Annotated in this window: 29 protein-coding genes; 15 read left to right on the top strand and 14 right to left on the bottom strand. The window is 70.2% G+C overall.

What is annotated here, in order from left to right:
• Positions 1-5: 5 nt before the first annotated feature.
• Complete coding sequence (locus CyaNS01_RS07800) at positions 6-1,325, top strand: dihydroorotase (protein ID WP_186696595.1); 1,320 nt, start codon at positions 6-8, stop codon at positions 1,323-1,325.
• Here CyaNS01_RS07800 and lepB read toward each other — a convergent pair.
• Positions 1,258-2,010: a signal peptidase I gene (lepB, locus tag CyaNS01_RS07795; protein WP_370561483.1), complete on the bottom strand. Its 753-nt coding sequence runs from the start codon at positions 2,008-2,010 to the stop codon at positions 1,258-1,260. The genes CyaNS01_RS07800 and lepB overlap by 68 nt on opposite strands.
• A gap of 72 nt (positions 2,011-2,082) precedes the next feature.
• Between lepB and CyaNS01_RS07790 the strand changes: the two genes are divergently transcribed.
• Positions 2,083-3,597 (top strand): hypothetical protein, encoded by a 1,515-nt coding sequence (locus CyaNS01_RS07790; RefSeq protein ID WP_186696594.1) that lies wholly within the window; start codon positions 2,083-2,085, stop codon positions 3,595-3,597.
• Here the strand turns inward: CyaNS01_RS07790 and CyaNS01_RS07785 are convergent.
• Both CyaNS01_RS07785 and CyaNS01_RS07780 read right to left on the bottom strand, forming a co-directional pair.
• Positions 3,548-3,907: a Spx/MgsR family RNA polymerase-binding regulatory protein gene (locus CyaNS01_RS07785; RefSeq protein ID WP_186696593.1), complete on the bottom strand. Its 360-nt coding sequence runs from the start codon at positions 3,905-3,907 to the stop codon at positions 3,548-3,550. The two genes, CyaNS01_RS07790 and CyaNS01_RS07785, sit on opposite strands and share 50 nt — an antisense overlap.
• Before the next feature lie 19 nt (positions 3,908-3,926).
• The gene (locus CyaNS01_RS07780) at positions 3,927-4,286 is read right to left on the bottom strand and encodes a 2Fe-2S iron-sulfur cluster-binding protein (RefSeq protein WP_186696592.1); all 360 of its coding nucleotides are present in this window, start codon (positions 4,284-4,286) and stop codon (positions 3,927-3,929) included.
• 83 nt (positions 4,287-4,369) lie between these two features.
• On the opposite strand from CyaNS01_RS07780, the gene CyaNS01_RS07775 reads away from it, so the two are divergent.
• Entirely contained in the window at positions 4,370-5,044 is a 675-nt protein-coding gene (locus tag CyaNS01_RS07775) for a class I SAM-dependent methyltransferase (RefSeq protein ID WP_186696591.1), read from the top strand.
• On the opposite strand, the gene CyaNS01_RS07770 is transcribed toward CyaNS01_RS07775, so the two are convergent.
• Together CyaNS01_RS07770 and CyaNS01_RS07765 are read right to left on the bottom strand one after the other, a co-directional pair.
• Entirely contained in the window at positions 5,041-5,574 is a 534-nt protein-coding gene (locus tag CyaNS01_RS07770) for an inorganic diphosphatase (protein WP_186696590.1), read from the bottom strand. The genes CyaNS01_RS07775 and CyaNS01_RS07770 overlap by 4 nt on opposite strands.
• 406 nt (positions 5,575-5,980) lie before the next feature.
• The gene (locus CyaNS01_RS07765) at positions 5,981-6,505 is read right to left on the bottom strand and encodes a resolvase (protein ID WP_225875564.1); all 525 of its coding nucleotides are present in this window, start codon (positions 6,503-6,505) and stop codon (positions 5,981-5,983) included.
• Between the two features lie 155 nt (positions 6,506-6,660).
• Between CyaNS01_RS07765 and CyaNS01_RS07760 the strand changes: the two genes are divergently transcribed.
• The 4 genes from CyaNS01_RS07760 (at position 6,661) to CyaNS01_RS07745 (ending at position 11,371) form a co-directional block, all read left to right on the top strand.
• On the top strand, positions 6,661-8,490 hold the full coding sequence (locus CyaNS01_RS07760; protein WP_186696589.1) for a proline--tRNA ligase: 1,830 nt from the start codon (positions 6,661-6,663) through the stop codon (positions 8,488-8,490).
• A 44-nt stretch (positions 8,491-8,534) separates the two neighbouring features.
• Positions 8,535-8,966, top strand: coding sequence for a photosystem II protein Psb27 (gene psb27, locus CyaNS01_RS07755; RefSeq protein ID WP_186696588.1), 432 nt, complete (start codon positions 8,535-8,537; stop codon positions 8,964-8,966).
• A 78-nt stretch (positions 8,967-9,044) separates the two neighbouring features.
• Positions 9,045-10,364, top strand: coding sequence for an adenylosuccinate synthase (locus CyaNS01_RS07750; RefSeq protein ID WP_186696587.1), 1,320 nt, complete (start codon positions 9,045-9,047; stop codon positions 10,362-10,364).
• A 5-nt stretch (positions 10,365-10,369) separates the two neighbouring features.
• Entirely contained in the window at positions 10,370-11,371 is a 1,002-nt protein-coding gene (locus tag CyaNS01_RS07745; protein ID WP_186696586.1) for an adenosine kinase, read from the top strand.
• On the opposite strand, the gene CyaNS01_RS07740 is transcribed toward CyaNS01_RS07745, so the two are convergent.
• Positions 11,368-12,210: a precorrin-6A/cobalt-precorrin-6A reductase gene (locus CyaNS01_RS07740; RefSeq protein WP_186696585.1), complete on the bottom strand. Its 843-nt coding sequence runs from the start codon at positions 12,208-12,210 to the stop codon at positions 11,368-11,370. The genes CyaNS01_RS07745 and CyaNS01_RS07740 overlap by 4 nt on opposite strands.
• 95 nt (positions 12,211-12,305) lie before the next feature.
• Between CyaNS01_RS07740 and CyaNS01_RS07735 the strand changes: the two genes are divergently transcribed.
• Positions 12,306-12,830, top strand: a complete 525-nt coding sequence (locus CyaNS01_RS07735; RefSeq protein ID WP_186696584.1) for a single-stranded DNA-binding protein — start codon at positions 12,306-12,308, stop codon at positions 12,828-12,830.
• A gap of 3 nt (positions 12,831-12,833) precedes the next feature.
• Here CyaNS01_RS07735 and CyaNS01_RS07730 read toward each other — a convergent pair whose 3' ends face one another.
• A complete protein-coding gene (locus CyaNS01_RS07730) occupies positions 12,834-13,100 on the bottom strand; it encodes a hypothetical protein (protein ID WP_186700882.1) in 267 nt (88 codons plus the stop codon).
• Here CyaNS01_RS07730 and CyaNS01_RS07725 point away from each other — a divergent pair.
• From CyaNS01_RS07725 to CyaNS01_RS07715, 3 genes are all read left to right on the top strand, one after another.
• On the top strand, positions 13,095-13,640 hold the full coding sequence (locus tag CyaNS01_RS07725) for a DUF2854 domain-containing protein (RefSeq protein ID WP_186696583.1): 546 nt from the start codon (positions 13,095-13,097) through the stop codon (positions 13,638-13,640). The genes CyaNS01_RS07730 and CyaNS01_RS07725 overlap by 6 nt on opposite strands.
• Before the next feature lie 67 nt (positions 13,641-13,707).
• The gene (gene argB / locus CyaNS01_RS07720) at positions 13,708-14,610 is read left to right on the top strand and encodes an acetylglutamate kinase (protein ID WP_186696582.1); all 903 of its coding nucleotides are present in this window, start codon (positions 13,708-13,710) and stop codon (positions 14,608-14,610) included.
• 2 nt (positions 14,611-14,612) lie between these two features.
• Positions 14,613-15,719: a DUF3153 domain-containing protein gene (locus tag CyaNS01_RS07715; RefSeq protein WP_186700476.1), complete on the top strand. Its 1,107-nt coding sequence runs from the start codon at positions 14,613-14,615 to the stop codon at positions 15,717-15,719.
• Positions 15,720-15,734: 15 nt separating this feature from the next.
• Here the strand turns inward: CyaNS01_RS07715 and priA are convergent, their stop codons facing one another.
• Positions 15,735-17,996: a primosomal protein N' gene (priA, locus tag CyaNS01_RS07710; RefSeq protein ID WP_186696581.1), complete on the bottom strand. Its 2,262-nt coding sequence runs from the start codon at positions 17,994-17,996 to the stop codon at positions 15,735-15,737.
• Between the two features lie 533 nt (positions 17,997-18,529).
• Here priA and rpoD point away from each other — a divergent pair.
• The 3 genes from rpoD to hemC all read left to right on the top strand — a co-directional run bounded on the left by rpoD (position 18,530) and on the right by hemC (position 21,336).
• Positions 18,530-19,864 carry an RNA polymerase sigma factor RpoD gene (gene rpoD / locus CyaNS01_RS07705; protein ID WP_225875563.1) on the top strand — a complete coding sequence of 445 codons (1,335 nt, stop codon included), beginning with the start codon at positions 18,530-18,532 and terminating at the stop codon, positions 19,862-19,864.
• A gap of 24 nt (positions 19,865-19,888) precedes the next feature.
• Positions 19,889-20,284: a DUF1824 family protein gene (locus CyaNS01_RS07700; RefSeq protein WP_186696579.1), complete on the top strand. Its 396-nt coding sequence runs from the start codon at positions 19,889-19,891 to the stop codon at positions 20,282-20,284.
• Between the two features lie 86 nt (positions 20,285-20,370).
• Complete coding sequence (gene hemC / locus CyaNS01_RS07695) at positions 20,371-21,336, top strand: hydroxymethylbilane synthase (protein WP_186696578.1); 966 nt, start codon at positions 20,371-20,373, stop codon at positions 21,334-21,336.
• 77 nt (positions 21,337-21,413) lie between these two features.
• Here hemC and CyaNS01_RS14765 read toward each other — a convergent pair whose 3' ends face one another.
• The 5 genes from CyaNS01_RS14765 to CyaNS01_RS07675 all read right to left on the bottom strand — a co-directional run bounded on the left by CyaNS01_RS14765 (position 21,414) and on the right by CyaNS01_RS07675 (position 25,176).
• On the bottom strand, positions 21,414-21,539 hold the full coding sequence (locus tag CyaNS01_RS14765; protein WP_255459995.1) for a hypothetical protein: 126 nt from the start codon (positions 21,537-21,539) through the stop codon (positions 21,414-21,416).
• A gap of 251 nt (positions 21,540-21,790) precedes the next feature.
• The gene (locus tag CyaNS01_RS07690) at positions 21,791-22,408 is read right to left on the bottom strand and encodes a L,D-transpeptidase (RefSeq protein WP_225875562.1); all 618 of its coding nucleotides are present in this window, start codon (positions 22,406-22,408) and stop codon (positions 21,791-21,793) included.
• A gap of 114 nt (positions 22,409-22,522) precedes the next feature.
• The gene (locus tag CyaNS01_RS07685; RefSeq protein ID WP_186696577.1) at positions 22,523-23,110 is read right to left on the bottom strand and encodes an inorganic diphosphatase; all 588 of its coding nucleotides are present in this window, start codon (positions 23,108-23,110) and stop codon (positions 22,523-22,525) included.
• 68 nt (positions 23,111-23,178) lie between these two features.
• Positions 23,179-24,717, bottom strand: coding sequence for a carboxypeptidase M32 (locus CyaNS01_RS07680; RefSeq protein ID WP_186696576.1), 1,539 nt, complete (start codon positions 24,715-24,717; stop codon positions 23,179-23,181).
• A gap of 51 nt (positions 24,718-24,768) precedes the next feature.
• Positions 24,769-25,176: an OsmC family protein gene (locus CyaNS01_RS07675; protein WP_186696575.1), complete on the bottom strand. Its 408-nt coding sequence runs from the start codon at positions 25,174-25,176 to the stop codon at positions 24,769-24,771.
• A gap of 44 nt (positions 25,177-25,220) precedes the next feature.
• Here CyaNS01_RS07675 and CyaNS01_RS07670 point away from each other — a divergent pair, with 44 nt between their 5' ends.
• The gene (locus CyaNS01_RS07670) at positions 25,221-25,694 is read left to right on the top strand and encodes a DUF2721 domain-containing protein (RefSeq protein ID WP_186696574.1); all 474 of its coding nucleotides are present in this window, start codon (positions 25,221-25,223) and stop codon (positions 25,692-25,694) included.
• Here the strand turns inward: CyaNS01_RS07670 and CyaNS01_RS07665 are convergent.
• Entirely contained in the window at positions 25,645-26,118 is a 474-nt protein-coding gene (locus tag CyaNS01_RS07665) for a thiol-disulfide oxidoreductase DCC family protein (RefSeq protein WP_186696573.1), read from the bottom strand. The genes CyaNS01_RS07670 and CyaNS01_RS07665 overlap by 50 nt on opposite strands.
• Between the last annotated feature and the right edge of the window lie 7 nt (positions 26,119-26,125).

Raw genomic sequence — 26,125 nt, 5'->3', positions numbered from 1 at the left:
GCGCGATGAAGGCGATCTGGCTGCATCAGGTCCAGCTGCTGCGCGGTCCCGGGGCCGAGCTGGAGCTGGGTGATGCCCTGCTGGGCGCCGACGGCCGCCTCGAAGCCCTGGGTGTGGAGGCGAGCCGCCGGGCCGCTGGTCTGGGCCTCAGCCCCCGGCCGGCCGGGGGCTCCCTGCTGGCGCCGGTGCTGGTGGATCCCCACTCGGTGCTGGACGATCCCTGGACCGGCCAGGCCGAGACCCTCACCAGCCTGGCCGAGGCCGCCGCCAGGGGCGGCTACGGCACCGTGGCCCTGCTGCCCTGGGCACGGCCCTGGCGCGACCGACCCGAGCGCCTCAATCTCAGCTGGCCGGCCCCGCTGCAACTGCTGCTCTGGGGCAGTTTCAGCCGCGACGGCGCCGACACCGATCTGGCCCTGCACGCCCTCCAGGTCGCCGCCGGCGCCATCGGCCTGGCTGGCGGGCCGGAGTGTCCGCCCCTGGCGCTGCTGGAGCGCGGTCTGCTGCTGGCCGAGGCGCCGCGGCAGCCCCTGCTGGTGGCACCGCGCCAGCTGGCGCTCACCAGTGGCGGCTTCGTGCGGGAGGGCGTGGAGGCGCTGCGGGCCGGCTGGCCGATCGATCCCCAGGTGAGCGAGACCCTGCCCCTGCAATCCCTGCTCACCCTGGCGGCCACGGGCAGTGGCCAGGTGCTCAATCTGATGAACCTCTCCACCGCGGCCGGTGTGGCCGCCCTGGAGCGGGCCCCCTGGCGCCCGCCGGCCACGGTGGCCTGGTGGCATCTGGTGGCCGACAGTGGCAGCCTCTCGCCCACGGCCGAGGGCTGGCGGCTGGAGCCCTCCCTCGGCACTCCCGGCGACCGGCAGGCCCTGATCGCCGCTCTCGCCGCCGGCACGCTCAGCGCCGTGGCGGTGCACCATCAGGCCCTCGATGCGGAGGAGCAGATGCTGCCCCTCGACCAGCGGCCTCCAGGGATAGCCGGTCATGGCGGCCACCACGGACTGGTGCTGCCGGCGCTCTGGCACGCGTTGGTGAGGGGCCGCGGCTGGAGTGCGTCCCAGCTGTGGCAGGTGTTGAGCTGGGGGCCTTCAGGCCTGCTGCAGCAGCCGGCCGAGCGGCTGGTAGCGGGAAGCCGCCGCTGGCTGCTGTTTGATCCCGAGGCCCAGCCGAGCGCCTGGGGCGGCGGCGGCGGCGGCTCCCTGGCGGCGAATCAGCCCGGGCCGCCGCAGGCCTCTGCGGGAGCCGTGCGGGCCACCGGGCTCACGGCGCCGGATCAGTGGTGGCTGGATCCGGCTGCGCCTGGGGCAGCAGCGTTCCCGCCTGGTTGAACGGAAAGAAGCGCCAGAAGGCCCGGCCGATGATCTCGCTGCTCGGTAGAAAGGCCCCCCCTGGCCAGAAGCGTCCATCCCAGCTGTTGGCCCGGTTGTCCCCCAGGGTGAGCACGTGGCCAGGGGGCACCTGCGCCTTCAGGGTGCGGCAGGGTCCCATGCCCCGCTCATCGACGGGGCAGTAGTTCTCCACGTAGGGCTCCTCGAGCTTCTGGCCGTCGATGAACACCTCGCCCTTCGGGTTCACCGCCACCTGTTCGCCTGGCAGGGCCACCACCCGCTTGATGTAGGCGTCGCAGGCCGGATCGCTCACCCCCGGCAGAGAACCCAGAAACGGGATGTTGACCACAAGGCAGCGCAGCGGATTGGGCTCGCCGGCGCCGGCCAGCACCGGATCAAAGCTGTAGGGGGAGCGGAACACCACGATCTCGCCGCGCTGGGGCGCCTCGCGGCGGTAGGTGAGTTTCTCCACCAGCAGCCGGTCCTGCAGCTGCAAGCCGGGCAGCATCGAGCCCGAGGGGATGTAGCGGGCCTCCACCACGAACTGGCGGATGCCGAGGGCCACCGCCAGGGTGAGCACCACGCTGCGCCAGAACACCCACGGGCTTTCCGGCTGCTGCGCCGGGGTGACGCGGGCGCCCTCCGCCGGATCCTCAGCCTCGATCGGCCTGTTCTCCTGGTTCAACTCCTGAACTCTCCGCGACGGGATGACGGCTCGTCGGGGCAGATTAGGCACGCCTTACCCCCAGCCCTGCCGATGGCCCGTCCCCGCTGGCAGCGATCCCGACCTGTTCCCGCCGGCCTGGGGGCCATCGCCTGGGATCGGTTCGTGGCGATCTGGGCCACGCTGAACCTGCTCTGGGTGGCCTTCGACATCACCTATGTGCCCCTGCGCACCTTCTGGCTGCAGCGCAACCTCTATCCGATTCCCTCGGTGCCCCTGGCGGTGCCGCTCACCTTCATCCCGGACATCACCCCCTGGGTGGATCCGATCAAGGGGATTGAGCCCCATCGGGAAACCAGCACCTTCTTGAAGCAGTTCCAGGAGCTGGAGCGGGTGATGGACCAGCCTGCCGCCGACCCCGCCCTGAAGACGAGGCTGCTGCAGCGCCAGGCGGATCTGATGGCCCAGATGGTGGACAGCAACCCCTTCCTGGCCTCCGACCGGGCCGGCACGCTGGAGAAGATCAAGAACCGCCTGCGCCAGCGCGCCGACCTCGACTCCTCCAAGGATTCCGCCCAGCGGCTGCTCAGCCCCGAGTGGCTGGCCAGCAACCCCTGGGCGGGCGAGCGGCGCTTCTGGGCCGACCAGGTGCTGCCCCTGGTGGAGACCAACTACTGGCGTTCGATCGACGAGAACGGCCGGCCCACGGACCACTTCTGGCGTATCGACCTGTTGCTGTTCCAGAGCGTGTTCCTGCTGGACATCCTGCAGCGGCTGATCCGGATCAAGCGGCGGCTGCCTGGCCTGGCCTGGCACGAGGTGCTGTTGAGGCGCTGGACCGACCTGCCCCTGCTGCTGCCCTTCTGGCGCTGGCTGCGCATCGTGCCCGTGGGGGAGCGGCTGCAGACCTCCGGGCTGGTGAATCTGGAGCCCCTGCGTGCCGTGGTGAGCAGGGGCGTGGTTGCCCTCCTGGCGGTGGAGCTGTTCGAGGTGCTGGCCCTGCAGCTGCTGGATGGCATCCAGGGTCTGATCCGCTCGCGCCAGTGGCCGCAGCGCATCCGCAGCCTGCGCAGCCACCAGAGCGTGGCCAGCAGCCGCGATGAGCGGGAGCTGGCCGAGCTGGTGCGGATCTGGGCGCCCCTGCTGCTCAGTCAGGTGGCCCCGCGCCTGGCTCCGGAGCTCCAGGGGGTGCTGAGTTACAGCCTGCGCCAGAGCCTGGATCGCACGGTGGTGCCGCCGCCGCTGCGGCAGCTGCAGCCGCTGATGCAGATGGAGAGCGGTCTCAGCCGCCAGCTGGCCAACGGCATGGTGGAGAGCCTGCTGGAGCTCTCGCGCAATGCCGGCAGCAGCCTGTCGCGCCGCGATGACGCCCAGCTGGAGCTGCTGCAGCGCTTCGTGGACCGCTTCTGGGAGGAACTGGCCGTGGCGCTGGAGAGCGGACCGGCCCTGGAGCGCTCCCAGGGCCTGCTCTGTGCCCTGCTGGAGCAGCTCAAGGGGTCTTACCTCACCCAGATCAGCCGCGCCGGCATCGAGTCGCTGCTGCAGGAGCTGGATGCCCTCACGGTGCCGCCCCCTCCTCCAGCAGGGTCTGCCACTCCTCGGGCTTGAAGCCGATCAGCAGGCGGCCGTCGTCGCTGACCAGCAGGGGGCGCTTGATCAGCCGGCCATCGGCGGCCAGGGCCTCGATGGCCTGACTGTCGTCCATGGCCTTCACGGTGGCGGCGCCCAGGGCCCGGTAGCTCTGGCCACTGGTGTTGAACAGTCGCCCCCGGCCGAGCTGCGTCAGGGCCTGCTCCAGCAGGGGCCGGCCGGGCGGGGTGAGGGTGATGTCGATCAGCTCCACCGTCAGGCCGTGCTGCCGCAGCCAGGCGATGGCCCGGCGGCAGGTGCTGCAGCCGGAATAGCTGTAGAGCTTCATGGCCGGGCGGGGCCGAGCTTCAGCGGCCCACCAGGGCCTTGAGGGCGCCCACCAGGCTGTTGGTGCCCTTGCCCACGCCATCGGCGGGGCGGGTGCGCACTGTCACGTCGCCATTGACACTGGTGCGGCAGCTGAGGCGGTAGTTGGCGGGGCGATCGGCCAGGTACACCTCCTCGACATCGCTGCGGGGGGAGAGGTTCTGCAGGCCCTCCAGCACCTCCATCACGCAGGTGCCGCACTGGCCGATGCCGCCGCAATTATTGACATTGTTGAAGCCCTTGTAGGGGTTGATGCCGGCATCGAGAGCGGCCTTGCGGAGGTTGGCCCCCTCGATGCAACCGACCTGCTGGCCTTCCTGTTCGAATCGGATGGTGGGCACGGCCGATCAAGGGTGAAACGCGTCCGCAAACCTAAGGCCCCCGGGTACCCCCTGCCTAGCATCGAAGCACTTGTTGCGCGTTCTTGGCTGTTCCCCAGGCTGACGACCTCACCGCCCAGCAGCTGATCCCGGGCTACGCGAGCCTGGCCCGCCTCTCGGTGGCTCTGCTGGCCGCCTCCGCCCGGGCTGGCCTCGAGGGGGCTGCGGTGCTGGTGGCGGGTTGCGGCACCGGCGCCGAGCTGGTCGAGGCCCGGGCCCAGCGCCCCGACTGGCGCATCACCGCCCTCGATCCCTCAGCGGAGATGCTGGCGGCGGCCCGCCAGCGGCTTGGCGGCGAGGGCATTGACTGGCGCCAGGCCAGGGTGGAAGACCTGGAGACCAGGGGTTGCTTCGCCGGCGCCCTGTCGGTGCTGGTGCTGCAGTCGCTGCCTGACGACGGCACCAAGCTGGCCTTCCTCACCGCCTTGGCCCGCAGCCTCGAGCCGGGCGGCCAGCTGGTGCTCGTTGACCTGATGGCCCCCGAGCGCTCGCCGCTGGAGGCCCAGGTGCAGCAGGCCTGGCTGGGGTTCCAGCGCGCCAGCGGCCTCGAGGCTCTGGCGAGCAGCGCAGACGGCGAGCTCACGGCCCTCACCCACGGTCTGCACCCGATCGGGGTGGCCCGGCTCACGGCCCTGGTCAATGCCGCCGGCTTCAGCGATCCGGCCAGGGTGTTCCAGGCCCTGGGTTACGAGGGCTTCCTGCTGCAGCGCGCCAGCTAACTCCGGGGGCTGGGCTGGCTCTGGAGTGCTGCCTGGATGCAGTGCTTCAGCAGGGCTGGCACCGCCTCGGGGTCGAGCCAACCCTGGATCAGGGTGATCCGCCCCTCCATGTTCTTGTAGGTGCGGAAGAACTCCGCCACCTCTTCGAGGGTGTCGGGGGCGATCTGTCGAATGGAGTGGATGTGCTGCTGGCGGAATCCCACCTCCGGCACACACAGCAGCTTGCCGTCGTGGCAGCCCTCATCCACCATGTCGAGGATCCCGATCGGCCGGGCCCGGATCAGACAGCCCGCGAAGGTGGGCTCCTCCATGATCACCATGGCGTCCAGGGGAGCGCCGTCGTCGGCGAGGGTGTTGGGGATGAAGCCGTAGTCGAAGGGGTAGCGCACGGAGGAGTGCAGCACCCGATCGAGGGCCATCACGCCGGCGACGCTGTTGTATTCGTATTTGTTACGGCTGCCGGCGGGGATCTCCACCACCAGGTTCACCAGCCCTGGCGCTGGGGATGCCGGCAGGTGGCTGAGATCCATAGAACAGGTAGGGGCCCGGGGGGCTGGGACGTCCTGCCACCACGGTGGCCAGGGGGACGATGGCGGTGAGCAGGGCGATGGCCGCTCCCATCAGGAAGGCAAGGGGTTCTCCGCCCGGACTGTGGGGGTCATCGCTGGGGTCAGGGAGGGCGGCCGCTGAGGGGCTCGCGTCGCTGGAAGACCGGGTGGACGCTGGGGCCGATTCAGAGGGCCTGAAGCTGGAGATGGTGGAGGTCATGGGGACGGTCAAGGCCCGATCACGCCGGCTGAAACGATGGTCTGTTCAGCTGGGTGGATGGGGCCCGGGGAAGACCGGACTGACAGAAGGAAAATTACCGTTTTGATTCTGGCACCCCCTGAGGCGGTGGGGGGCAGGTTCCAGGCGAGCTGTCGCTGCCTCTGGCCTTCAGGCTGCTGGGCGCGACTGATTGTCGTGGCGTGAGGAGAGTTCACTCGGGGCCACCGCGATGGCTGGAGGGGGACTCACCCGGGCCAGCTCGGTGCGGATGGAGCGCAGTTCGTCGAGAATGGCGCCGAGCAGCTGATGGGTGGCGGTGGAAGGGGCGTTGAGCACCTCCACGGTGACCTCCTTGATCCGCAGCACGTCCCTGGCGAAGCGGGCCACCTCATGGGGGTGGAACAGGAGGGGATCCTTCTGATCGCTGCGGTATTCCGGGTTGAGGCGGCGGGGATTGAAGGGGGGATTGAGGTTGCGGGGGTCGGTGTTGGTGTAGCGATACACCGATGCCCTCGATCGACTGAGCACCTTCTGCACCTCATCGATGCTGATCAGAGCATCGGCGTTCCCGGTTTCCGCAGGGGTGGTGAGGTCGGCCCGCCCATCCTGAGCAGGGCGCCCATCAGCAAGGGGCGCGTAGGGCTGGAGCGACGGTGGTGCCGGGGCAGGGGCGTCACCCGCGGGGGAACGCATGAGTCTCAGATGAGATGAATTGGATTGCTTTGGAAAGCTAGCAGAGCCCCCGGCCGGCAGCTGTGGCAGCCGTTACTGCCGCCCGTGTGCCCAGCGCTCCTGCCGCCCTCAGGGGTCAGCGGTGGTAGCTTCCGGCCTCTTCGGAACCCTCGGCTATGCGCGTCTCCCGCCTGATGCTGGTGACGCTCAGGGACGATCCCGCCGAGGCCGAGATTCCCTCCCACAAATTGCTGCTGCGGGCCGGCTACATCCGCCGGTTGGGCAGCGGCATCTACGCCTACCTGCCCTTGCTCTGGCGGGTGCTGCAGAAGGTGAAGGCGATCGTGCGCCAGGAGATGGAGGCCACCGGGGCGCTGGAAACCCTCCTGCCGCAGCTGCAGCCGGCCGAGTTCTGGCAGCGCAGCGGCCGCTGGAGCGGCTACACCGCCGGCGAGGGGATCATGTTCCACCTGGAGGATCGCCAGGGGCGCGAACTCGGCCTCGGTCCGACCCACGAGGAGGTGGTGACCGTTCTGGCCGCCGATCTGCTGCGCTCCTACCGCCAGCTGCCGGTGCATCTGTACCAGATCCAGACCAAGTTCCGCGATGAAATCAGGCCCCGCTTCGGCCTGATGCGGGGCCGGGAATTCATCATGAAAGACGGCTATTCCTTCCATGCCGATGAGGCCTGCCTGCGCCGCACCTATGGGGCCATGGATCAGGCCTACAGCCGCATCTTTCGCCGCTGCGGCCTGCGGGCCGTGGCCGTGGAGGCCGATAGCGGTGCCATCGGTGGCTCCGCCAGCCAGGAGTTCATGGTCACCGCCGAGGCCGGCGAGGACCTGATCCTCAGCAGCCCGGATGGCCGCTATGCCGCCAACCAGGAACGGGCCAGCGCGCTGGCCCCCGAGCCCCGCCCCCTGATCGGTGGCCCCCGCCTGGCCGGTGCCGGAGAGCTGCTCAGCACCCCGGGCCAGGGCACGATCGAGGCCCTGGTCCAGGCCCATGACGTTGACGCCAGCCAGATCCTCAAGGTGCTGCTGCTGCTGGCCCGCTTCGACGACGGGGCCGAGCTGCCCCTGCTGGTGAGCCTGCGGGGCGACCAGCAGCTCAACAGCGTGAAGCTGGCCAATGTGGTGAGCGCCCGCTGTTCCCCCAGCCACGGCACTCTGCTGGAGATTGCCCCGCTCAGCGAGGAGTCCGTGGCCAGGGAGGGGCTGGCCCCGCTCCCCTTCGGCTATCTCGGGCCCGATCTGGCCGACGCCTGCCTCGCGGGTGCCCGCCGCTGGACTCCGGCCTTCCTGCGCTTGGCCGATGCCACCGCCGCAGAGCTGGACGCTTTTGTGTGCGGCGCGAACCAGCTGGATCAGCACCGGCTGGGAGCGGCCTGGGGTGCGCTCTGCCCGAGGCCCGAAGCCCTCGACCTGCGGGCCGCCCAGCCCGGCGACCGCTGCCGGCACGATCCGGGCCAGTGCCTGGAGGCCAGCCGCGGCATTGAGGTGGGCCACATCTTTCAGCTGGGCCGCCGCTATGCCACGGCCCTGGGGGCCACCGTGAGCACCGAATCCGGCAGTGAGGAGGCCCTGTGGATGGGCTGCTACGGCATCGGCGTGTCGCGCCTGGCCCAGGCGGCGGTGGAGCAGCACCATGACGCCAGCGGCATCTGCTGGCCCACGGCGATCGCGCCGTTCGAGGTGATCGTGGTGGTGGCCAACACGGGGGAGCCGCTGCAGCTGGCCCTGGGCGAGCGGCTCTACGCCGAGCTCACGGCAGCGGGGGTGGAGACCCTGCTCGACGACCGCAGCGAGCGGGCCGGGGTGAAGTTCAAGGATGCCGATCTGATCGGCATTCCCTGGCGGGTCGTGGTGGGCCGGGGTGCGGCCGACGGCCAGGTGGAACTGGTGCAGCGGGCCGGCAGTCAGCGCACCGACCTGGCGGCCGATGGGCTGCTCGATCATCTGCTGCCCCGTCTGACGGCCGAGCGCCGCGGGCTGCCCGCGGCTTAGGCGACAGCCGGGGTCCGTAGGATCGCCCGATCCGCACCCACGCCATGGCCGCCGACCTTCTGAGCTCCCTTCGGCGCCTGCTGGGACGCTGGAGCCGATCCCTGCTGGCCGGTTGCCTGGGGCTGTGTCTGCTGCTCGCCGGCTGCAGCAGCGCCGATGGGCTCAGCGGCAGCTACGTGGACGACACGGTGGCGGTGGCCGACGTGCTGATCACCACGGTGGGTCTCCAAGCCGACGATCCCTCCCGCGCCGAGGCGGAGCAGGAGGCCCGCGGACTGATCAATGAGTACATGGCCCGTTACCGCCCCCGCAACGCCGTGAATGGGCTCTCCTCTTTCACCACGATGCAGACGGCGCTCAATTCCCTCGCCGGGCACTACGCCAACTACCCCAACCGGCCCCTGCCCGAGGCCCTGCGTGAGCGGGTCAGCAAGGAGCTGCTGAAGGCCGAGAAGAACGTGGTGCGCGGCGCCTGAGCCGGCCGGTTCTTTTGACGAACGGGACCTTGATCTGAGAGTCTCTGCAGTTGTGCTCTGAAGCGGCTGCGGGCCGCCGTGTCCTTGGCCAACGTCGTCGTCATCGGTGCGCAGTGGGGTGACGAGGGCAAGGGCAAGATCACCGATCTGCTGAGCCGCTCGGCAGATGTGGTGGTGCGTTACCAGGGCGGGGTGAACGCCGGCCACACGATCGTCGTTGACGACAAGGTGCTGAAGCTGCACCTGATCCCCTCCGGCATCCTCTATCCCGACACCATCTGCCTGATCGGTTCGGGCACCGTGGTGGACCCGCGGGTGATGCTGGAGGAGCTGGACATGCTGCTGGGCTTCGGCATCGACGTGAGCGGCCTGCGGCTCGCCTCCACGGCCCATGTGACCATGCCCTACCACCGCCTGCTGGATCAGGCCATGGAGCAGCGTCGCGGCGACCGGCGCATCGGCACCACCGGCCGCGGCATCGGCCCCACCTATGCCGACAAGGCCGAGCGCAACGGCATCCGCGTCATCGACCTGCTCGATGGCGACCGGCTGCGGGATCGCCTCGCCGGTCCCCTGGCCGAGAAGAACGAAATCCTCGAGAAGCTCTACGGCATCGAGCCCCTGAACTTTGAGTCCGTGGTGGAGGACTACCTGGGCTACGGCGAGCGCCTCGCCCCCCACGTGGTGGACTGCACCCGCACCATCCACGAGGCGGCCCGCGCCCGGCAGAACATCCTGTTCGAGGGGGCCCAGGGCACGCTGCTCGACCTCGACCACGGCACCTACCCCTACGTCACCTCGTCCAATCCGGTGAGCGGCGGCGCCTGCATCGGCGCCGGCGTGGGCCCCACCCTGATCGACCGGGTGATCGGCGTGGCCAAGGCCTACACGACCCGGGTCGGCGAGGGCCCCTTCCCCACTGAGTTGGAGGGCAGCCTCAACGACCACCTCTGCGATCGCGGCGGCGAGTACGGCACCACCACCGGGCGCCGCCGGCGCTGCGGCTGGTTCGATGGTGTGATCGGCCGCTACGCCGTGGAGGTGAACGGGCTCGACTGCCTGGCGGTGACCAAGCTCGACGTGCTCGATGAACTCGATGCCATCCAGGTGTGCGTGGCCTACGAACTCGACGGCCAGCGCATCGAGCACTTCCCCAGCAGCGCCGAGGTGTTCGCCCGCTGCAAGCCGATCTACGAGACCCTGCCGGGCTGGCAGAGCTCCACGGCCGAATGCCGCACCTTTGATGAGCTCCCCGCCACGGCGATGAGCTACCTGCGCTTCCTGGCTGAGCTGATGGAGGTGCCGATCGCGATCATCTCCCTGGGGGCCGATCGCGACCAGACCATCGTGATGGAAGACCCGATCCACGGCCCCAAACGCGCCCTCCTCAGCGCCTGAACCCCATGACCGTCAAGAGTCTCGATGTCGTCGGCATCGGCAACGCCATCGTGGATGTGCTGGTGCACGCCGACGACGCCTTCCTCGCCAGCGAAGGCCTCACCAAGGGCAGCATGGCCTTGGTGGATGCCGAGCAGGCTGAGCAGCTCTACGCCCGGCTGGGGGCTGGGCTGGAAACCTCCGGCGGTTCGGCCGCCAACACCCTGGCCGGGGTGGCCCAGCTGGGCGGGCGGGCCGGCTTCATCGGCCGGGTGCGTGACGACCAACTCGGCGCCATCTTTGCCCATGACATCCGCGCCGCCGGGGCCCGCTTCGACACGCCCGCGGCCACCGGCGGTCCCTCCACGGCCCGCTGCCTGATCCTGGTGAGCCCTGATGCCCAGCGCACCATGTGCACCTACCTGGGCGCGTCGGTGGGCCTCGACCCCGCCGATCTCGATCTCTCGATGGTGGCTGACGCCAAGCTGCTCTACCTGGAGGGCTATCTCTGGGACAGCGAGGCCGCCAAACAGGCCTTCATCGCGGCGGCGGAGGTGGCCCGCGCCCACGGTGGCCAGGTGGCCCTCAGCCTCTCGGATGCCTTCTGTGTGGAGCGCCACCGCGACAGCTTCCAGGAGCTCGTCGATGGCCATGTCGACATCCTGTTCGCCAACCAACAGGAAATCCTGTCGCTGTATGGAAGCGAGAGCTTCGAGGCGGCGGTGGAGCAGGTGAGGGGGCGCTGCCGCATCGCCGCCCTCACCCGCAGCGAGGCGGGATCCCTGGTGCTGGAAGGTCCCAGCAGCCACGTGATCGAGCCCTTCCGGCTGGGCCCGCTGGTGGACACCACCGGCGCCGGCGATCTCTATGCCGCCGGATTCCTGTACGGCCTGGCCCAGGGCTGGAGCGCCGAGCGCTGTGGCCGCCTCGGCTCCCTCTGTGCCGGCCAGGTGGTGACCCAGCTCGGCCCCAGGCCCCAGCAGGACCTCCAGGCCCTGGCGGCCGCACACCTGGGCGCGGGCGCCTAGCCGGTCGCCCCGGGCCAGGCGGCCAGGTGGGCCAGCAAGGCCTCCTGGCCCAGAACCGTCCGGCCGGGCTCCTCCGGCGGGCGCCGCAGCAGCAACAGCCGGCAGCCCTGGCTGTGGGCGATCCGGCGCCAGCGCTGCTCCGGTTCGCCGCCAGACTGGCGCGCCAGGATCACCTCGATCCCCCAGCGACGCAGCAGGGCGGTTTCGACCTGTCCGGAGCGCGTGGGCCGCAGGCAGGCCACCCGCTCGGCCGGCAGTCCCGCCGCCATGGCCTGCTGCAGCCCGAAGGCCGTCGGCAGCAGCCGGGCGTGATGGCGTGCCCCCGGGCTGCGGCTCACCGCAGCCGGCAGCTGGCGCGCGCCCAGGGCCAGCAGCAGGCGGGTGCCCGCCAGCGGCTCATGCTCCAGTGCCGCCAACCCGGCCAGCAGGGCGGCGCCGGCCGCGTCCGCCCCGGGGCCGTCGCCCTCCTGCTGATCGCACCAGGGGCGCTGCAGCCGCAGCAGGGGCAGGCGCGCTGCCAGGCAGCCGGCGGCCAGGGTGGCCTTGATCGTGGTCGCAAAGGGATGGGTGGCATCGAGCACCAGGGCAAAGGGATCCCCCTGCTCCCGGGCCTGCCGCAGGGCCAGCTCCAGGGCCTGGGGGCCGGCCAGGGCTCCGCTGAACAGCTCGAGGTGCGGCAGCTCTCCATAGGCCTGGCCGGCCTCGGGGCTCACCACGCTCACCCGCAGGCACCAGCCCTGCCGTTGCAGGGCAGCGGCCAAGGGAGGCCCCTCCCCCGTGCCGGCGAACAGCCAGAGGCGGCCGCGCGCGGCAAGCACCGGTGCCCGGGAGCCTGGCATCGAATCCCCCCTCGCTGCATCAGTCTGCCCCCGAAGCCATCCGGCAAGCCCTCTGGCATCCGGCAAGATGGACACGCTGTGCCGCTGGCTGGGGCGTGAATCACTGTCTGTTGGAAGTGGATGTGCTGGAAGCACCCCAGATCCGCTACACCCAGGACAACCAGACGCCCGTCGCCGAGATGGCGGTGCAGTTCGACGGCCTGCGGCCTGACGATCCGGCCGGCCAGCTCAAAGTGGTGGGCTGGGGCAACCTGGCCCAGGACCTGCAGAACCGGGTGCAGGTGGGTCAGCGGCTGATGATCGAGGGCCGCCTGCGCATGAGCACGGTCACCCGGCAGGACGGGGTCAAGGAGAAACGGGCGGAGTTCACCCTGTCGCGCCTCCACCCCCTTGGAGCAGGGATGGCGTCCGCCCCGATGGCTGCTGCCCAGGCGGGGGCTCCGGCCCCCGGGGCGACCCGCACGGGCGCCGCTCCAGCGCGCCCTGTTCCTGCCGCTCCCACACCGGCCCGCTCCGCTCCGCCCGCCGCGGCTCAGCCCGCCCGCGTCGAGCCCCCCACCTGGAACACCTCGCCCCTGGTGCCGGACATGCCGGAGGGAGACGACGACATTCCGTTCTGAGCCTCAGCCGGCGTTGGCCTGGTCGGGGCCGACACGATCCAGCAGTTCGCCCAGTTCGCGTTCCAGGGCGGCCAGATCCAGGCGCCATTCCGGCCAGGCGCCGGCGTCGATCTGGCGCAGCAGCCACAGGCGGTCCGCCTGGAGCTGGCTGATCAGATCCGCCGTGCTGATCGCGGCTGCGGGCTCCGGCTCGCCGGGGCCGTCCACGGGGCGGCTTGGATCACTGATCATCTCGGGGCCCACGGCGTACAGGAAGATGGCGTCATGCAAGCACTTTTCTCGCCCGGCAGCCTGGTCACCCTGGCCGGGGCCGCCCTCTCGGTGATCGGCTGGATCGGCTATGCCTCCGGCAACCCGAACCTGAGCCTGCCGACGATCTTCTATGGCATCCCCATCCTGCTGGGCGGGCTGGCACTGAAGTCGTCGGAGCTGCCGCCGCCACGGCGCGTCACACCGGCCGCTGTCCACAGCGCCCTGCGTCAGTTGCCCGAGAGCGAACCCCTGCGCAAGCTGCTCGGCGATGTGATGCGCTGGCGCTACGGCCAGAAGGCCCACCTGGAGAGCTCGCTGGAGGTGCTCAAGCTCTGGGATGAGGATGCCCCGCCCCAGTTGCTGTCCGTGCAGGAGCTGGATGAGCAGGGGCGCTATGGCCTCAGGCTCTGCTTTGACGCCGGCGGCGTGCCCTTCGAGCGCTGGCAGGCCAAGCAGGAGCGCCTGGGTCGCTTCTTCGGCGAGGGCCTTACCGCTGAGCTCGAGCCCCTGGACGGCCGCCGCTTCAACCTCCGTCTCCTGCTCTCCCCGGCCGCCTGAGCTCGGCCCTTGCCCGGGCCCCTGGCGGCCCCCCTTTCCCCCTCCAGATTTCAGCCCTCCTGTTGCCGTGAGCTCCGACAACGCCATCAGCCACACCGATGCCCTGCGGGTGTCCGTACTCAGCGAGGCCCTTCCCTACATCCAGCGCTTCCGGGGCCGCCGGGTGGTGGTGAAGTACGGCGGCGCCGCCATGGCCCGCGCCGATCTGAGGCAGGCTGTGTACCGCGATCTGGCCCTGCTCACCTCGGTGGGGGTGCGGCCGGTGATCGTGCATGGCGGCGGCCCGGAGATCAACGACTGGCTGGCCCGTCTGCAGATCGAGCCCGAGTTCAAGGGAGGCCTGAGGGTCACCACCCCCGAAACCATGGATGTGGTGGAGATGGTGCTGGTGGGCCGGGTCAACAAGCAGATCGTCAACGGCCTCAACAGGCTGGGGGGCAGGGCCGTGGGGCTCTGCGGCAGCGATGGGTCCCTGGTCACGGCCAGGCCCTACGGCGAGGGCCGCAACGGCCTGGTGGGGGAGGTGGCTGCGGTGAATCCCGCCGTGCTGCTGCCCCTGCTCGAGGCCGGCTACGTGCCGGTGATCTCCAGTGTGGCCGCCGACCCCGAGGGCCAGGCCCACAACATCAATGCCGACACGGTGGCGGGGGAGCTGGCCGCAGCCCTGCAGGCGGAGAAGCTGATCCTGCTCACCGACACCCCCGGGATCCTGCGCGACCGCCACGATCCCTCCACCCTGGTGCGCCAGCTCACCCTGGCCGGTGCCCGCGAGCTGATCGCCAGTGGCGTGGTGGAGGGGGGCATGACCCCCAAGACCGAGTGCTGCATCCGGGCCCTGGCCCAGGGGGTTGCCGCCGCCCACATCATCGATGGCCGTGTCCCCCATGCCGTGCTGCTGGAGGTGTTCACCGATGCCGGCATCGGCACGATGGTGGTGGGCAGTCCCCAGTTGCTGGACGGCAGGCCGTGAGCATGGAGGCCGAGGATCCGTGCGCCGGGGCCCGGCGCTGCCTGGAGCGCGGCGACTACGGCCAGGCCCTGGGCGCTCTGGAGCCCCTGGTGTCGAGCTTTCCGCCCGCCACGCCGGAGGGGGCCCAGATCCAGCTGCTGATGGCCACGGCCTGGATGGGGCAGGGCAATGCGGTGCGGGCGATCGCCTGCTGCCGCCAGGTGAAACGCTGCTCCGATGCCACCCTTCGCGCCCAGGCCAAGGACCTGCTGGAGGTGCTGGAGGCGCCGGCCCTGGAGCGACCGCGCCGCTGGTCGATCACCCTGCCGGAGCTGGGTGAGGCCGAATCGGTCACCGGCCGGCTGCAGCAGGTGGCCCGCAGCCGTCGCGCCCAACGGCCGCCGCCGCCGCCGGCGCCGCCGGTGGGCCCCACCCGGGCGCCCCTGGGCTTCGCGGCCCTGGTGCTGGTGCTGTTGTTGCTCAGCCTGCTGCTGGGGGGCTGCGGCAGCGTGCGCGCTGAGCTGCATTTCCAAGGACCGGGCCGGCTGCAGGTGGGCCAGCGGCTGGAGCGGGGCTCCACGGCTGTGGTGACCCCCTGGGAGCGGGGTGTGCTGCAGGCACTGCAGCAGGCGGGCCTCAGGCCCGACGGCGCCAGTGAGCCCGGTCACGACCACGTGCTGGGAGCCACGATGCCGGCGGCCCAGGCCCTGGAGTTGCTGGCGGCCAACCTCGAAGACGCTGCTCGCCTGGCGGGGGTGGAGCTGCCTGTGCCGCAGCTGCGCTGGCAGGAGCGCAACTGGCTGCTGGGGGTGCAGCAGCGGCTGTCGGTGGCGGTGGATCTGCGCGGCGCGGATCCTGTGCCTGGCGCCGACTTCAGCCTCGACCTCGAGCCGCTGAGGCTGGCGGCGATCCGCCGGGCCGGTCCGGAATCGGTGCAGACCATTCCTGGCACCAGGGGCGTGCGCTGGCCGCTGCGCCTGGGCGCCGAGAACCGGCTGGAGCTCAGCTGCTGGCGCTGGAGTCCCCTGGGCCTGGGGGCGGGGCTGATTCTGCTCGCCCTGGGGCTGGTGGCCGCGCTGAGCCGGCTGCGCCAGCAGCTGGGTTTTGGTCTGCCCCAGTTGCCGGCCTAGGCCTGGTGACTGCAGCTACAGGCTGAGCGGATCGGGATCGATCGCCAGGGCCACGGCGGCCGGCAGGGAGCGCCGCAGCTCCGCCTCACCCGGCAGGGGCAGGGGCGCGCCGGCAGGACCGTGCAGCAGCAGTTGCCAGCGGCTGCGGCCAGCCACCCGGGCCACCGGTGCCGGGGCCGGGCCGATCAGCCACCAGCCGCTGGCCTCGAGGGCCGGCCGCAGCAGCTCGGCGATCGCTGCCGCCGCGGTGGCGGTGCCACTGGCACTGGGGCCGCTGAAGCGCAGCAGGCAGGCGCGGCTGAAGGGCACCTGGGCGCCGCTGCGGCGCAGGGCCAGTTCGCTGGCCAGGAAACGGTCGTAGCGGCCGTCCACCAGGTGGGCGATCACCGGGTGCTCGGGGCTGTAGGTCTGCACCAGCACCTCGCCGGGCAGCTCGCCCCTGCCGGCCCGGCCCGCCAGCTGCAGCAGCAGCTGCAGGCAGTGTTCGGAGGAGCGCAGATCGGGCCGGTGCAGCAGGCTGTCGGCCGCCAGCACGGCCGCCAGGGTCACCCGGGGCAGGTCCATCCCCTTGGCCAGCATCTGGGTGCCCACCAGCACGTCGGCCTCCCCGGCGGCGAAGCGGGCCAACAGCTGGCCGTGGCCATCGCGGCCGCGGGTGCTGTCGCGGTCGAAGCGCAGCACCCGCAGGCCCTCCAGTTCCTGGGCCAGCTGCTCCAGCACCCTCTGGGTGCCGGCGCCGAAGGGCTTGAAGGCCGTGGAGCCGCAGTGGCCGCAGCGGTGGCTGATGTCGGCCCGGTGGTCGCACCAGTGGCAGCGAAGCCACTCCCGGCCGCCGCTGCCGCGGTGCACCGTCATGGGCACGTCGCAGTGGGGGCAGAGCACCGCCTCGCCGCAGCTGCGGCAGCTCAGGAAGGTGTGGTAACCGCGGCGGGGCACCAGCACCACGGCCTGTTCCCCCCTGGCCTGCACCCCCTGCAGCCGCTGCAGCAGGGCCCGGCTGAGCAGGCTGCGGTGCCCCTCGGCCAGCTCATGGCGCATGTCCACCAGCCGCACCGGCGGCAGGGGGCGGCCGCCGATGCGCTCGCGCAGCCGCAACAGCCGCACCGGCTCGGCTGCCTCTCCCTGGCAGGCCAGCCAGGTCTCCAGGGCCGGCGTGGCACTGCCCAGCAGCAGGCATCCGCCGCCCTGCCGCACCCTGATCCGGGCCACGTCGCGGGCGTGGTAACAGGGCATCGGACTCTCCTGCTTGTAGGAGCTGTCGTGCTCCTCGTCCAGCACGATCAGGTCGAGCCGGGCCAGGGGCAGAAACACGGCGGAGCGGGTGCCCACCGCCAGCAGGGGTCGGCCTTGCAGGCAGCGCCGCCAGGCGGCCACCCGGGCGCCGTCGCTGAGGCCGCTGTGGTACTCCACGACGGCAGCGCCGAAGCGGCGGCGGCAGCGCTCCAGCAGCTGGGGGATCAGGCCGATCTCCGGGGTGAGCACCAGGGCGCTGCGCCCCCGGGCCAGGGCCGCGGCGGCAGCCTGCAGATACACCTCGGTCTTGCCGGAACCGGTGACGCCCCAGAGCAGCAGGGTCTGGCCCGGCTGGGCCGCCAGAATCGCCTCCAGGGCCTCGGCCTGGGCCGGGGTGAGCCGTTGGAGCGGTTCGAGCCCCACGTTCGGTGGTTCTGGATCAGCCCCTGCTCCGTGCCCCGCCAGCAAGGCCTGGGGAAAGGCCTCGGCTGGCAGGGAGAGCCGCTCCACCAGCCCCCGCTGTTCCAGCGCCTGGGCCACGCCCCGGCTGAAGCCACCGGGGCGGCACAGCTGCCGCAGCGGCAGGGGGCCGGCGGCGGCAGCGAGCTGGTTCAGCAGCTCCTGCTGGCGGGCACTGAGGCGCTCGTGGGGTTCGGGCCGGCGGGTCGCCCGCAGGGCCAGCAGCGGCTGGCGGTTCGCCCCGGCTCGATGGCCGCGCTGGCCAAGCCAACCCGGCGGCAGGGCGCTCTTGAGGGTGCGGAAGCTGCTGGTGTGGCACTGGCGGGCCACCGCCGTGATCAGCGCGCGCCAGTGCTCGTCCACCGCGGCGCTCTGCAGCACGGCCTCCACGGGTTGGATGGCCTTGCCTGCGAGGGCTGCCGGCAAGGCTTCGAGCTCCTCCACCACCAGGCCGCTGTGGGGCCGCCCCTGCAGCCGGACCCGCACGAGGTCGCCCAGCTTCACGGCCAGCTCCGGCGGACGGGCGTAGGTGAACACCTGCCCCTCGCGGCCGGCCTCCAGCCAGATCTGGAGCCACTGGCTCAACGAACTTGCACATCGCTGGAGCTATTCATAGGATGGTGGTGTTGGGCAGCTGCAGGCTGCCGTCGGAACACGGCAGAGTTCCGTCCAGCGGGAAGACACGTACAGAGAGGCTCGGAGTTTCCCTCCACCGCGCTCTCACGGTCTGCGACCACCCCTGACAACCCTGCCCCCGGCCCCGGCCCCTTTCCATTGCTGCTGCAGTCCGCCACCCGCTCCCGGGCTGTCCGTTGATTTGTTGAAGCGTCCTGTCTCCTCCATAGCGCGGTAACGGCATCCGCTGCATCGGTCCCACGGCAGAGGTTTGTTTCGCCTGGCGAATCAGATCCTGTCCTGCCGATGTTGTAAGGCCCTGCGCTCGTGGATCCCTCTGGCTGTCTTTGACGCCTCGGCACCTGATCAACCGTTGTCACCGCTCCCCGGCTGGGCCTCTCTACCGGGTGTGACCCGCAACCGCTTCTACCCTTCCCTGTCCTGTCTCCCCTCCCGCGATGAGTACTGCACTCCCCAAAGCCAAGCCAGCCGCTGAGGTCGTGATGGTGGCGACGGCGAAGGGCGACACGGTGCGGCCGAAGCCCCAGGACCCGCTTGCCACCGATGCCGCCCGGGCCAGCGAGGACGCGGCGGGCAAGGTGAAGACCACCCCCAAGGCGCGCTCCCGCAAGTCCCCGCCAGGTTCTGCCAAGGCCGCTGCGGGCAAGGCTGCTTCCGCCAAAGCCGCCTCCTCAAAGGCCAGCTCAGCCAAGGCCACCCCTGCCAAGGCCGCTGCCTCCAAAGCAGCTGCCGCCAAGGCCGCCGCCGCCAGCCCCGCTGCCGAGGCGACCACCTCTGGTGCCGCCGCCCTGGCCAAAGGGGATGCCGTGAGCGCCAAGGACGACAAGGCCGCCAAGGCCCTGGCCAGCATCAAGGTGGGCCCCAAGGGCGTCTACACCGAGGACTCGATCCGCGTCTATCTGCAGGAGATCGGCCGCATCCGTCTGCTGCGGCCGGATGAGGAGATCGAGCTGGCCCGCAAGATCGCCGACCTGCTGCACCTCGAGGAGCTGGCCTCCCAGTTCGAGGCCGACCACGGCCACCACCCCGATAACAAGGAGTGGGCCGTGCTGGTGGAGATGCCGCCGATCAAGTTCCGGCGCCGGCTGATGCTCGGCCGCCGCGCCAAGGAAAAGATGGTGCAGTCGAACCTGCGCCTGGTGGTGTCGATCGCCAAGAAATACATGAACCGGGGCCTGAGCTTTCAGGACCTCATCCAGGAGGGCAGCCTCGGCCTGATCCGGGCGGCTGAGAAGTTCGACCACGAGAAGGGCTACAAGTTCTCCACCTACGCCACCTGGTGGATCCGCCAGGCCATCACCCGCGCCATCGCCGATCAGAGCCGCACCATCCGCCTGCCGGTGCATCTCTACGAGACGATCTCGCGCATCAAGAAAACCACCAAGACCCTCTCCCAGGAGTTCGGCCGCAAGCCCACCGAGGAGGAGATCGCCGAGTCGATGGAGATGACAATCGAGAAGCTGCGCTTCATCGCCAAGAGCGCTCAGCTGCCGATCTCCCTGGAGACCCCCATCGGCAAGGAGGAGGATTCCCGCCTGGGCGACTTCATCGAAGCCGATATCGAGAACCCCGAGCAGGATGTGGCCAAGAACCTGCTGCGCGAAGACCTCGAAGGGGTGCTGGCCACCCTCAGCCCCCGCGAGCGCGATGTGCTGCGGCTCCGCTACGGCCTCGATGACGGCCGCATGAAGACCCTCGAGGAGATCGGCCAGATCTTCGATGTCACCCGCGAGCGGATCCGTCAGATCGAAGCCAAGGCCCTGCGCAAGCTGCGTCACCCCAACCGCAACGGCGTGCTCAAGGAGTACATCAAGTAACCTCCCAGCCGCTGCACCACCGGCATGGCCGAGACCCTGGCTTCTCTGCGGGGCCTCCGCACCGCCCCGCGCCTCGATGAGCAGGCCACCGCTGCGCTCCTGGAGGAACTGCTCCAGAAGATGGCCCTCTGCGAGTGGTTCACGGTGGGGGTGATGGCCCCCACGGCCGCAGCCGCTGTGGCCGCCCTGCGCCGGCTGGAGCAGATCTGTGGCTGGCCCACGCTGGAGCTGGATCCCGGCGCTACTGCCCTCGAAGGCCCGGAGGGCCCGGTGTTTCTCAAAGCCAATCAGAACAACGGCCGCTACCAGCTGCGTCTGGAGCAGGGTCTGGGCGAGGGGGTGCTGATCACGGGCCACAGCCTGGTGGATCCCGCCGCCCAGGACACCTGGGGGCCGCTGCCGTTGCAGTGTTTCGGCTGAGACCATCTCCCCAGGGAGAACGGCGGGCCAGTGCCTAGGGTGGACGGCTGTTACTCGGCAGGCTGACTGCCAACCGAAGGTTCTCGATGGCCGGCTCCACCCTGCGCATTGCCTCCCGCCGCAGCCAGCTCGCCATGGTGCAGACCCACTGGGTGCGCGATGAGCTGGCCAGGGCCCATGACGACCTCACGATCACGATCGAGGCCATGGCCACCCAGGGGGACAAGATCCTCGATGTGGCCCTGGCCAAGATCGGCGACAAGGGCCTGTTCACCAAGGAACTCGAGGCCCAGATGCTGGTGGACCAGGCCGACATCGCCGTCCACAGCCTCAAGGATCTGCCCACCCACCTGCCCGAGGGGTTGATGCTCGGCTGCATCACCGAGCGGGAGGACCCCGCCGATGCGCTGGTGGTGCACGAGAAGCACAAGGACAAGAGCCTCGCCACCCTGCCGGAAGGCGCCGTGGTGGGCACCAGCTCCCTGCGCCGCCTGGCCCAGCTGCGCCACCACTTCCCGCACCTCACCTTCAAGGATGTGCGCGGCAATGTGATCACCCGCCTGGAAAAGCTCGATGCCGGCGGCTTCGACTGTCTGATCCTGGCCGCCGCCGGCCTGGGCCGGCTGGGGCTGGGTGGCCGCATTCACGAGCTGATCGACCCGTCCATTTCGCTGCACGCCGTGGGGCAGGGTGCCCTCGGCATCGAATGCCGCCACGGCGACACGGCGGTGCTGGATCAGATCAAGGTGCTGGAGCACACCCCCACCGCGCGCCGCTGCCTGGCCGAGCGGGCCTTCCTGCGGGAGCTCGAAGGAGGCTGTCAGGTGCCGATCGGCGTCAACACCAGCTTCTCGGGCCCCGAGGCCAGTGGCAGCCTCAAGCTCACCGGCATGGTGGCCAGCCTTGATGGGCTGCGGCTGATCCGCGATCAGGCCGAGGGCCCCCAGGACGACCCCGAGGCGATCGGTGTGGCCCTGGCCCACAAACTCAAGGCCCAGGGCGCCGGGGAGATCCTGGCCGAGATCTTTGCCGCCGTCCGCCCCGAGGCCTGACGCTGCTCCGGGCGTGGCGGCCCCCGGCCGCCCCAGTTGGGTGGGCGAACGCGGTCAGCTGAAAGCCCCTCTGGGGCCTAGCGGCACTCCATGCCGAACTGGCTCACCGTGAGGCTGCTGGCCACTGGATCGGCATCGACGAGCCGGTCGATGATGCGATGCAGATCGAGGGCGGAGAGTTCGCCGTCACTGGACCATTTCAAGGTGGTGCTGGGCTCGGCCACCACGGTGGGGCCGGGCTCATCAGCGGCTGGACGGTTCGAGATGAGGGTCTCGGAGCCTGGGGCTTGCCGTCCTGTGGAGGGGTGAGGTCGGAAAGCAGGCACCATCGAACCGGAAACGCAGAGGAAAACTTACAGGTGAAAGCCGCGGTTTCCTGACCGAACCGCAGGCATCTCCAGGAAGTCTTCCGGATCTGAGCTGCCCGGCTTGCCGCTCAGTTCCGGCTGGCCATTCAGCGTTTGACGATCACGGGCGTGCCGATCTCCACCTTCTCGAACAGCTCGCGCACATGGGGTGTGAGCATGCGCACACAGCCGTTGGACACGGCGGCGCGCGAGGTCACGGTCCAGGCCCAGGCCGTGGGCGTGCCATGGATGCCGTACTGGTTGAGGCCGCTCTGCTTGAAGCCGATCCAGCGGTCACCCAGCGGAGCCTGGGGGCCCACGGTGGCATTGATCTTGCCGCTGCGGGTGCTCTGGTACTGGGGGTTGACCACCTTGTTCTGCACCGTGAAGCTGCCCACCGGGGTCGGGGTGCTGGGGTCGCCGATGGCCACCGGCCAGCTGCCCACCACGGTGCCGTTCTCCTTGAGGCTGATCTGGCGTCGACCCAGTTCCAGCACGATCTGCCGCTGAATCGCGGCCGCCGCAGGTGCCTCCTCCGTTGCGGCTTGCTCTGTTGGTGCTTCCTCCGCTGCAGCGACCTCGGGAGCCGGTGGAACTGGGGGCAGCGCCAGGGCCGTCCTCGGCAGCAGGGTCCCGGCGGCAAGCAGAAGCCCCGTTCCCAGGGCGAGCCCCGGCCGCAGATCGCTGACGGCGAGCACGGGGCGTGGGATGCGCTGGTGGGACATCGATTGAGGCTGCGGGTGAGACGGCGGGATCAGAACGGATGGTCAGAATCGCTGGCCAGAGCTGCTGGTTGAAGCCAGGCAGGCAGCGTTTCAACTCGGCAGAACGGGCTGGCCTCAGTTCACCAGACTGGGATCGATGCTGGTGGTATAGCGGGCCTCGCAGGCCTTGACAATCGCCACGGCCTCGGCTGCCTCGAAGAAGCCATTCACCTTGCAGGTGCCGGGTTTCTTGAGGTCTTTGTAGCGCTCCCAGTAGTACTGCGTTTCCTTCAGCCAGTGGTCGCCCAGTTGGGTGAAGCTGGTGATGTGATCCATGCGCTTGTCATCGGCGAGCACGGCAATCACCTTGTCGTCCACTTCGCCGCCGTCATCGAATTTCATCACCCCGATGATGCGTGCTTCCACCAGGGAGCCCGGCACCAGGGGTTCGGTCACGCCCACGATTTCGATGTCGAGCGGATCACCATCCTCATCCCAGGTGCGGGGAATGCAGCCGTAGGCAAAGGGATAGGCCAGGGAGGAATAGCCGACGCGATCCAGCTTGAGATGGCCGGTTTCGGTGATCAGCTCGTATTTGTTGATGGTCATGGAGTTCAACTCCACGATGGCGTTGAGGCGCAGTTCGGCTTCATCGGCAAAGGCCGGCAGCACGTGCAGGAGGTTGAGCATCGTGCGGCTCGGAGCGTGGTCGATGTTCGCCATGAAACAAGGTGGATCGGCGTGGCGCATCCTACGGAGGGCACCGCGCCACCCCACTCCAGCGGTGGGGCTCAGCCGCTGAGGCGCTCCAGTTTCTGTTCCAGATAACGCAGGAAGGGCCCGGCACTCAGCGGCCTGCCGCTCACCCGCTGCACCAGCTGCTCGCCGTTGAGTTGACGGCCCAGCGGCCACACCTTCTGCCCCAGCCACTGCCGCAGCTCCCCCTCCTCACCCCGGGCGACGTGATCTTCGATGGCGCCGGGGCCGCCGAGATCGCGCTCCATCGCCTCGGCCAGCTGGGCACTGATCAGGTGGCCAAGGGCATAGGAGGGGAAATAGCCGAACAGTCCCTCGCTCCAGTGCACATCCTGCAGACAGCCCTCGGCGTCGTTGGCCGGAGTGAGGCCCAGCAGCTCCTGGTGGCGACGGTTCCAGGCGGATGGCAGCTCAGCCACCGGCATGTCCCCCTCCAGCAGGGCCAGCTCCAGTTCGAAGCGCAGCACGATGTGGAGGCCATAGCTCAGCTCATCGGCCTCCACCCGGATCATCCCCGGCTGCATGGGGTTGAGGGCCCGCCAGAAGCCGCGGCTGCCGCCCCAGGGATCGCGGCCCAGGGCCGCCGTGAAGCGCGGTTGCCAGCGGCTGGCGAAGGATTCTCCCCTGGCGATGCGGCACTCCCAGAACAGCGATTGCGATTCATGCACCCCCATGGAGGTGGCCTCCCCCAGGGGCCAGGGAAAGTAGTGGTCATCCCCCCGGGGCAGGCCCTGCTCGTAGAGCGAGTGGCCCCACTCATGGGCCGTGGCCAGGAAGGCGGAGAGGGGCTGGCCGGGCACCACCCGGGTGGTGATGCGGAAGTCGGCGGGGCCGAGGGTGCAGGAGAAGGGGTGGGGCGAGCGCGAGCGCTGGCACTGACTGGGGTCGTAACCCCAGCTCTGCAGCAGGGCCTCGCAGAGGTTGTCCTGCACCGGTTCTGGGATGTCCACCGCCTCGCTGGCCGGGCCAGGGGCGCTGCGCACTGCCTCCAGCAGCCGGGGCAGCTGCTCGCGCAGCGGCACGAACAGCTCCTGCAGCCTGGCTTGGCGCACGTCCGGCTCGAAGGGCTGGGCCAGGATCTCCCAGGGGCTGCTGCCGGCTGCTTCGGCGGCGGCCAGCTGGCCTGCCTGATGCCGCCGCAGCCCGATCATCTCCTCCAGGGCCGGGGCGAAGAGGGCGAAGTTCTGCTTGGCGCGGGCCTCCTGCCAGAGGGCATAGCCCCGCGAGCGGGCCTTCGCCAGGGCAGCCACCAGGGCGGGGTCGAGGCAACGCTGGCGCTCCAGGTCCTGGCGCAGCAGTTCCAGGTTGCGGCTCACGGCGGCCTGGCCGGCCTCGGGGGTTGTGGTGGCGGCTTCAGCCTCGGCGGCCTGCAGCAGCTCGCCGTAGGGCGCCGCCACCTGGCGCCGGTGCAGCTCGGTGGCGAGCAGGGCCAGCTGTTCGCCGCGCCAGGCCGCGCCGGCCGCGGGCATCACCGTGTTCTGGTCGTAATAGAGGGCGCTGCTGATCGATCCGAGCAGGCGGGTTTCGTGCAGATAGGCCCGCAGCTGGGCCAGGGCCGTGCCCGTTGCGCTCATGGGGATGGGGGAGGAGCTGCTCAGCATGGCGGCTGGACGGGGTGAGGTGGCTCAGGCCGTATCCCAGTGCAGGGTGATCGGCACGGCGCCCTTCAAGGTGGCCTTGACCGGGCAGCCTTCGGCGGCGCGCTGCAGGGTGGCCCGCGCGCCGGCCTCCAGGGAGACCGGCAGCACCAGCCACACCTCCAGGGCGGCGATCCGGCGCGGCAGCTCCTGGCTCATGGTCTTCTCCACCCGGGCCGAAGCCCCCTCCATGCGCCAGCCATGGCGTTCGGCCACCAGGCCCATGATCGTCAGCAGACAGGTGGCCAGGGAGGTGGCGATCAGGTCGGTGGGGGAGAAGGCACCGCCCTGGCCGTGGTTGTCGGCGGGAGCATCCGTGTGGAGGGTGGCGCCGGAGGGCCCATGCACCGCGCTGCAGCCCAGGGAGCCGCTGTAGTGGCAGCTGATGCTGGTCATGGCACCTGGCCCGGTAGCTTCACGGCACCCACTGTGGCCCTGCGATGCCGTTGCTGCTGGCACCTGATCCACTCCTGGCGGCGGCGCAGACGGCAACGGTGGAGACCCTGGCACGGGCCATCCAGCTCTCGGTGGCGCCAGTGTTCCTGCTGGCCGGCATCGGCGGTCTGCTGGTGGTGCTCACCAACCGATTGGCCCGCATTGTCGATCGCTCCCGTCGCCTGCAGGAGCAGATGGGCGATGCCACTGTCTCGAGGGCGAGGCAGTCGAAGCAGGAGCTGCAGCTGCAGAAGCGGCGCATGACCCTGGTGCTCAAGGCGATCGAGCTCTGCACCGTGACGATCCTGCTGGTGGCGCTGGTGGTGGCGATCGTGTTTGTGAGTGTCGTCACCGCCATCGACCTGGCGCTGGTGGTGGTGCCCCTGTTCGTGGCCGCCATGCTCTGCCTGATGGTGGCGGTGCTGCTGTTCATGCGCGAGGTGCAGCTGGCGGCGGCTCAGCTGCGGCGGTGGTTCTGACGCCGCCGAGGGCCGGCTCCGCAACGCTCGAGACCGCACAGCGGTTCCGGCAGAGCTCTTCCAGGCCAGGGCGGCCGGTGAGCCGCAGCCGCCAGCGGGCCCAGAGCTGGTAGAGGCTCTCCACCAGGGGCTGCACCAGGGGCCAGCGGGTGGGGGCATAGATCCAACCGAGGCCCACCAGGCCGTAGGCGCGGCGGAACACCTCCACACCGCTGAGCAGTTCTCCGTCGCCACTGATGCCATGGATGGTGCCCATGGCGTCGCGGTAGGTGATGCCCGCGTGGGCGCTGGGGTCGTAGCCGGCGGCGTCGATGTCGATGAAGGCGAGCACGGGCTGATCCCCGTGGCGCTGCTGGTCGCGGGCCCGCAGCAGCCGCACCTCCCGCAGGCAGAGCGGACAGCCGCCGTCGTAGAGGATGCGCAATGGGCTG

The sequence above is a fragment of the Cyanobium sp. NS01 genome, assembly GCF_014280235.1.
Taxonomy (GTDB): domain Bacteria; phylum Cyanobacteriota; class Cyanobacteriia; order PCC-6307; family Cyanobiaceae; genus NIES-981.
The sequence above is the reverse complement of the archived record's forward strand: the minus strand, read 5'-3'. Positions and strand labels throughout refer to the sequence as shown.

Bases quoted from the DNA above. Each gene is read 5' to 3' on its own strand.
- rpoD (WP_225875563.1), top strand. From the start codon at position 18,530: ATGGTGGCGACGGCGAAGGGCGACACGGTGCGGCCGAAGCCCCAGGAC.
- CyaNS01_RS07745 (WP_186696586.1), top strand. From the start codon at position 10,370: ATGACCGTCAAGAGTCTCGATGTCGTCGGCATCGGCAACGCCATCGTG.
- CyaNS01_RS07700 (WP_186696579.1), top strand. From the start codon at position 19,889: ATGGCCGAGACCCTGGCTTCTCTGCGGGGCCTCCGCACCGCCCCGCGC.
- CyaNS01_RS07800 (WP_186696595.1), top strand. From the start codon at position 6: ATGAAGGCGATCTGGCTGCATCAGGTCCAGCTGCTGCGCGGTCCCGGG.
- CyaNS01_RS07725 (WP_186696583.1), top strand. From the start codon at position 13,095: ATGCAAGCACTTTTCTCGCCCGGCAGCCTGGTCACCCTGGCCGGGGCC.
- CyaNS01_RS07715 (WP_186700476.1), top strand. From the start codon at position 14,613: ATGGAGGCCGAGGATCCGTGCGCCGGGGCCCGGCGCTGCCTGGAGCGC.
- CyaNS01_RS07785 (WP_186696593.1), bottom strand. From the start codon at position 3,907: ATGAAGCTCTACAGCTATTCCGGCTGCAGCACCTGCCGCCGGGCCATC.
- CyaNS01_RS07760 (WP_186696589.1), top strand. From the start codon at position 6,661: ATGCGCGTCTCCCGCCTGATGCTGGTGACGCTCAGGGACGATCCCGCC.
- CyaNS01_RS07790 (WP_186696594.1), top strand. From the start codon at position 2,083: ATGGCCCGTCCCCGCTGGCAGCGATCCCGACCTGTTCCCGCCGGCCTG.
- psb27 (WP_186696588.1), top strand. From the start codon at position 8,535: ATGGCCGCCGACCTTCTGAGCTCCCTTCGGCGCCTGCTGGGACGCTGG.
- CyaNS01_RS07690 (WP_225875562.1), bottom strand. From the start codon at position 22,408: ATGTCCCACCAGCGCATCCCACGCCCCGTGCTCGCCGTCAGCGATCTG.
- CyaNS01_RS07680 (WP_186696576.1), bottom strand. From the start codon at position 24,717: ATGAGCGCAACGGGCACGGCCCTGGCCCAGCTGCGGGCCTATCTGCAC.
- CyaNS01_RS07740 (WP_186696585.1), bottom strand. From the start codon at position 12,210: ATGCCAGGCTCCCGGGCACCGGTGCTTGCCGCGCGCGGCCGCCTCTGG.
- hemC (WP_186696578.1), top strand. From the start codon at position 20,371: ATGGCCGGCTCCACCCTGCGCATTGCCTCCCGCCGCAGCCAGCTCGCC.
- CyaNS01_RS07675 (WP_186696575.1), bottom strand. From the start codon at position 25,176: ATGACCAGCATCAGCTGCCACTACAGCGGCTCCCTGGGCTGCAGCGCG.
- CyaNS01_RS07670 (WP_186696574.1), top strand. From the start codon at position 25,221: ATGCCGTTGCTGCTGGCACCTGATCCACTCCTGGCGGCGGCGCAGACG.
- CyaNS01_RS07765 (WP_225875564.1), bottom strand. From the start codon at position 6,505: ATGCGTTCCCCCGCGGGTGACGCCCCTGCCCCGGCACCACCGTCGCTC.
- CyaNS01_RS07685 (WP_186696577.1), bottom strand. From the start codon at position 23,110: ATGGCGAACATCGACCACGCTCCGAGCCGCACGATGCTCAACCTCCTG.
- CyaNS01_RS07770 (WP_186696590.1), bottom strand. From the start codon at position 5,574: ATGGATCTCAGCCACCTGCCGGCATCCCCAGCGCCAGGGCTGGTGAAC.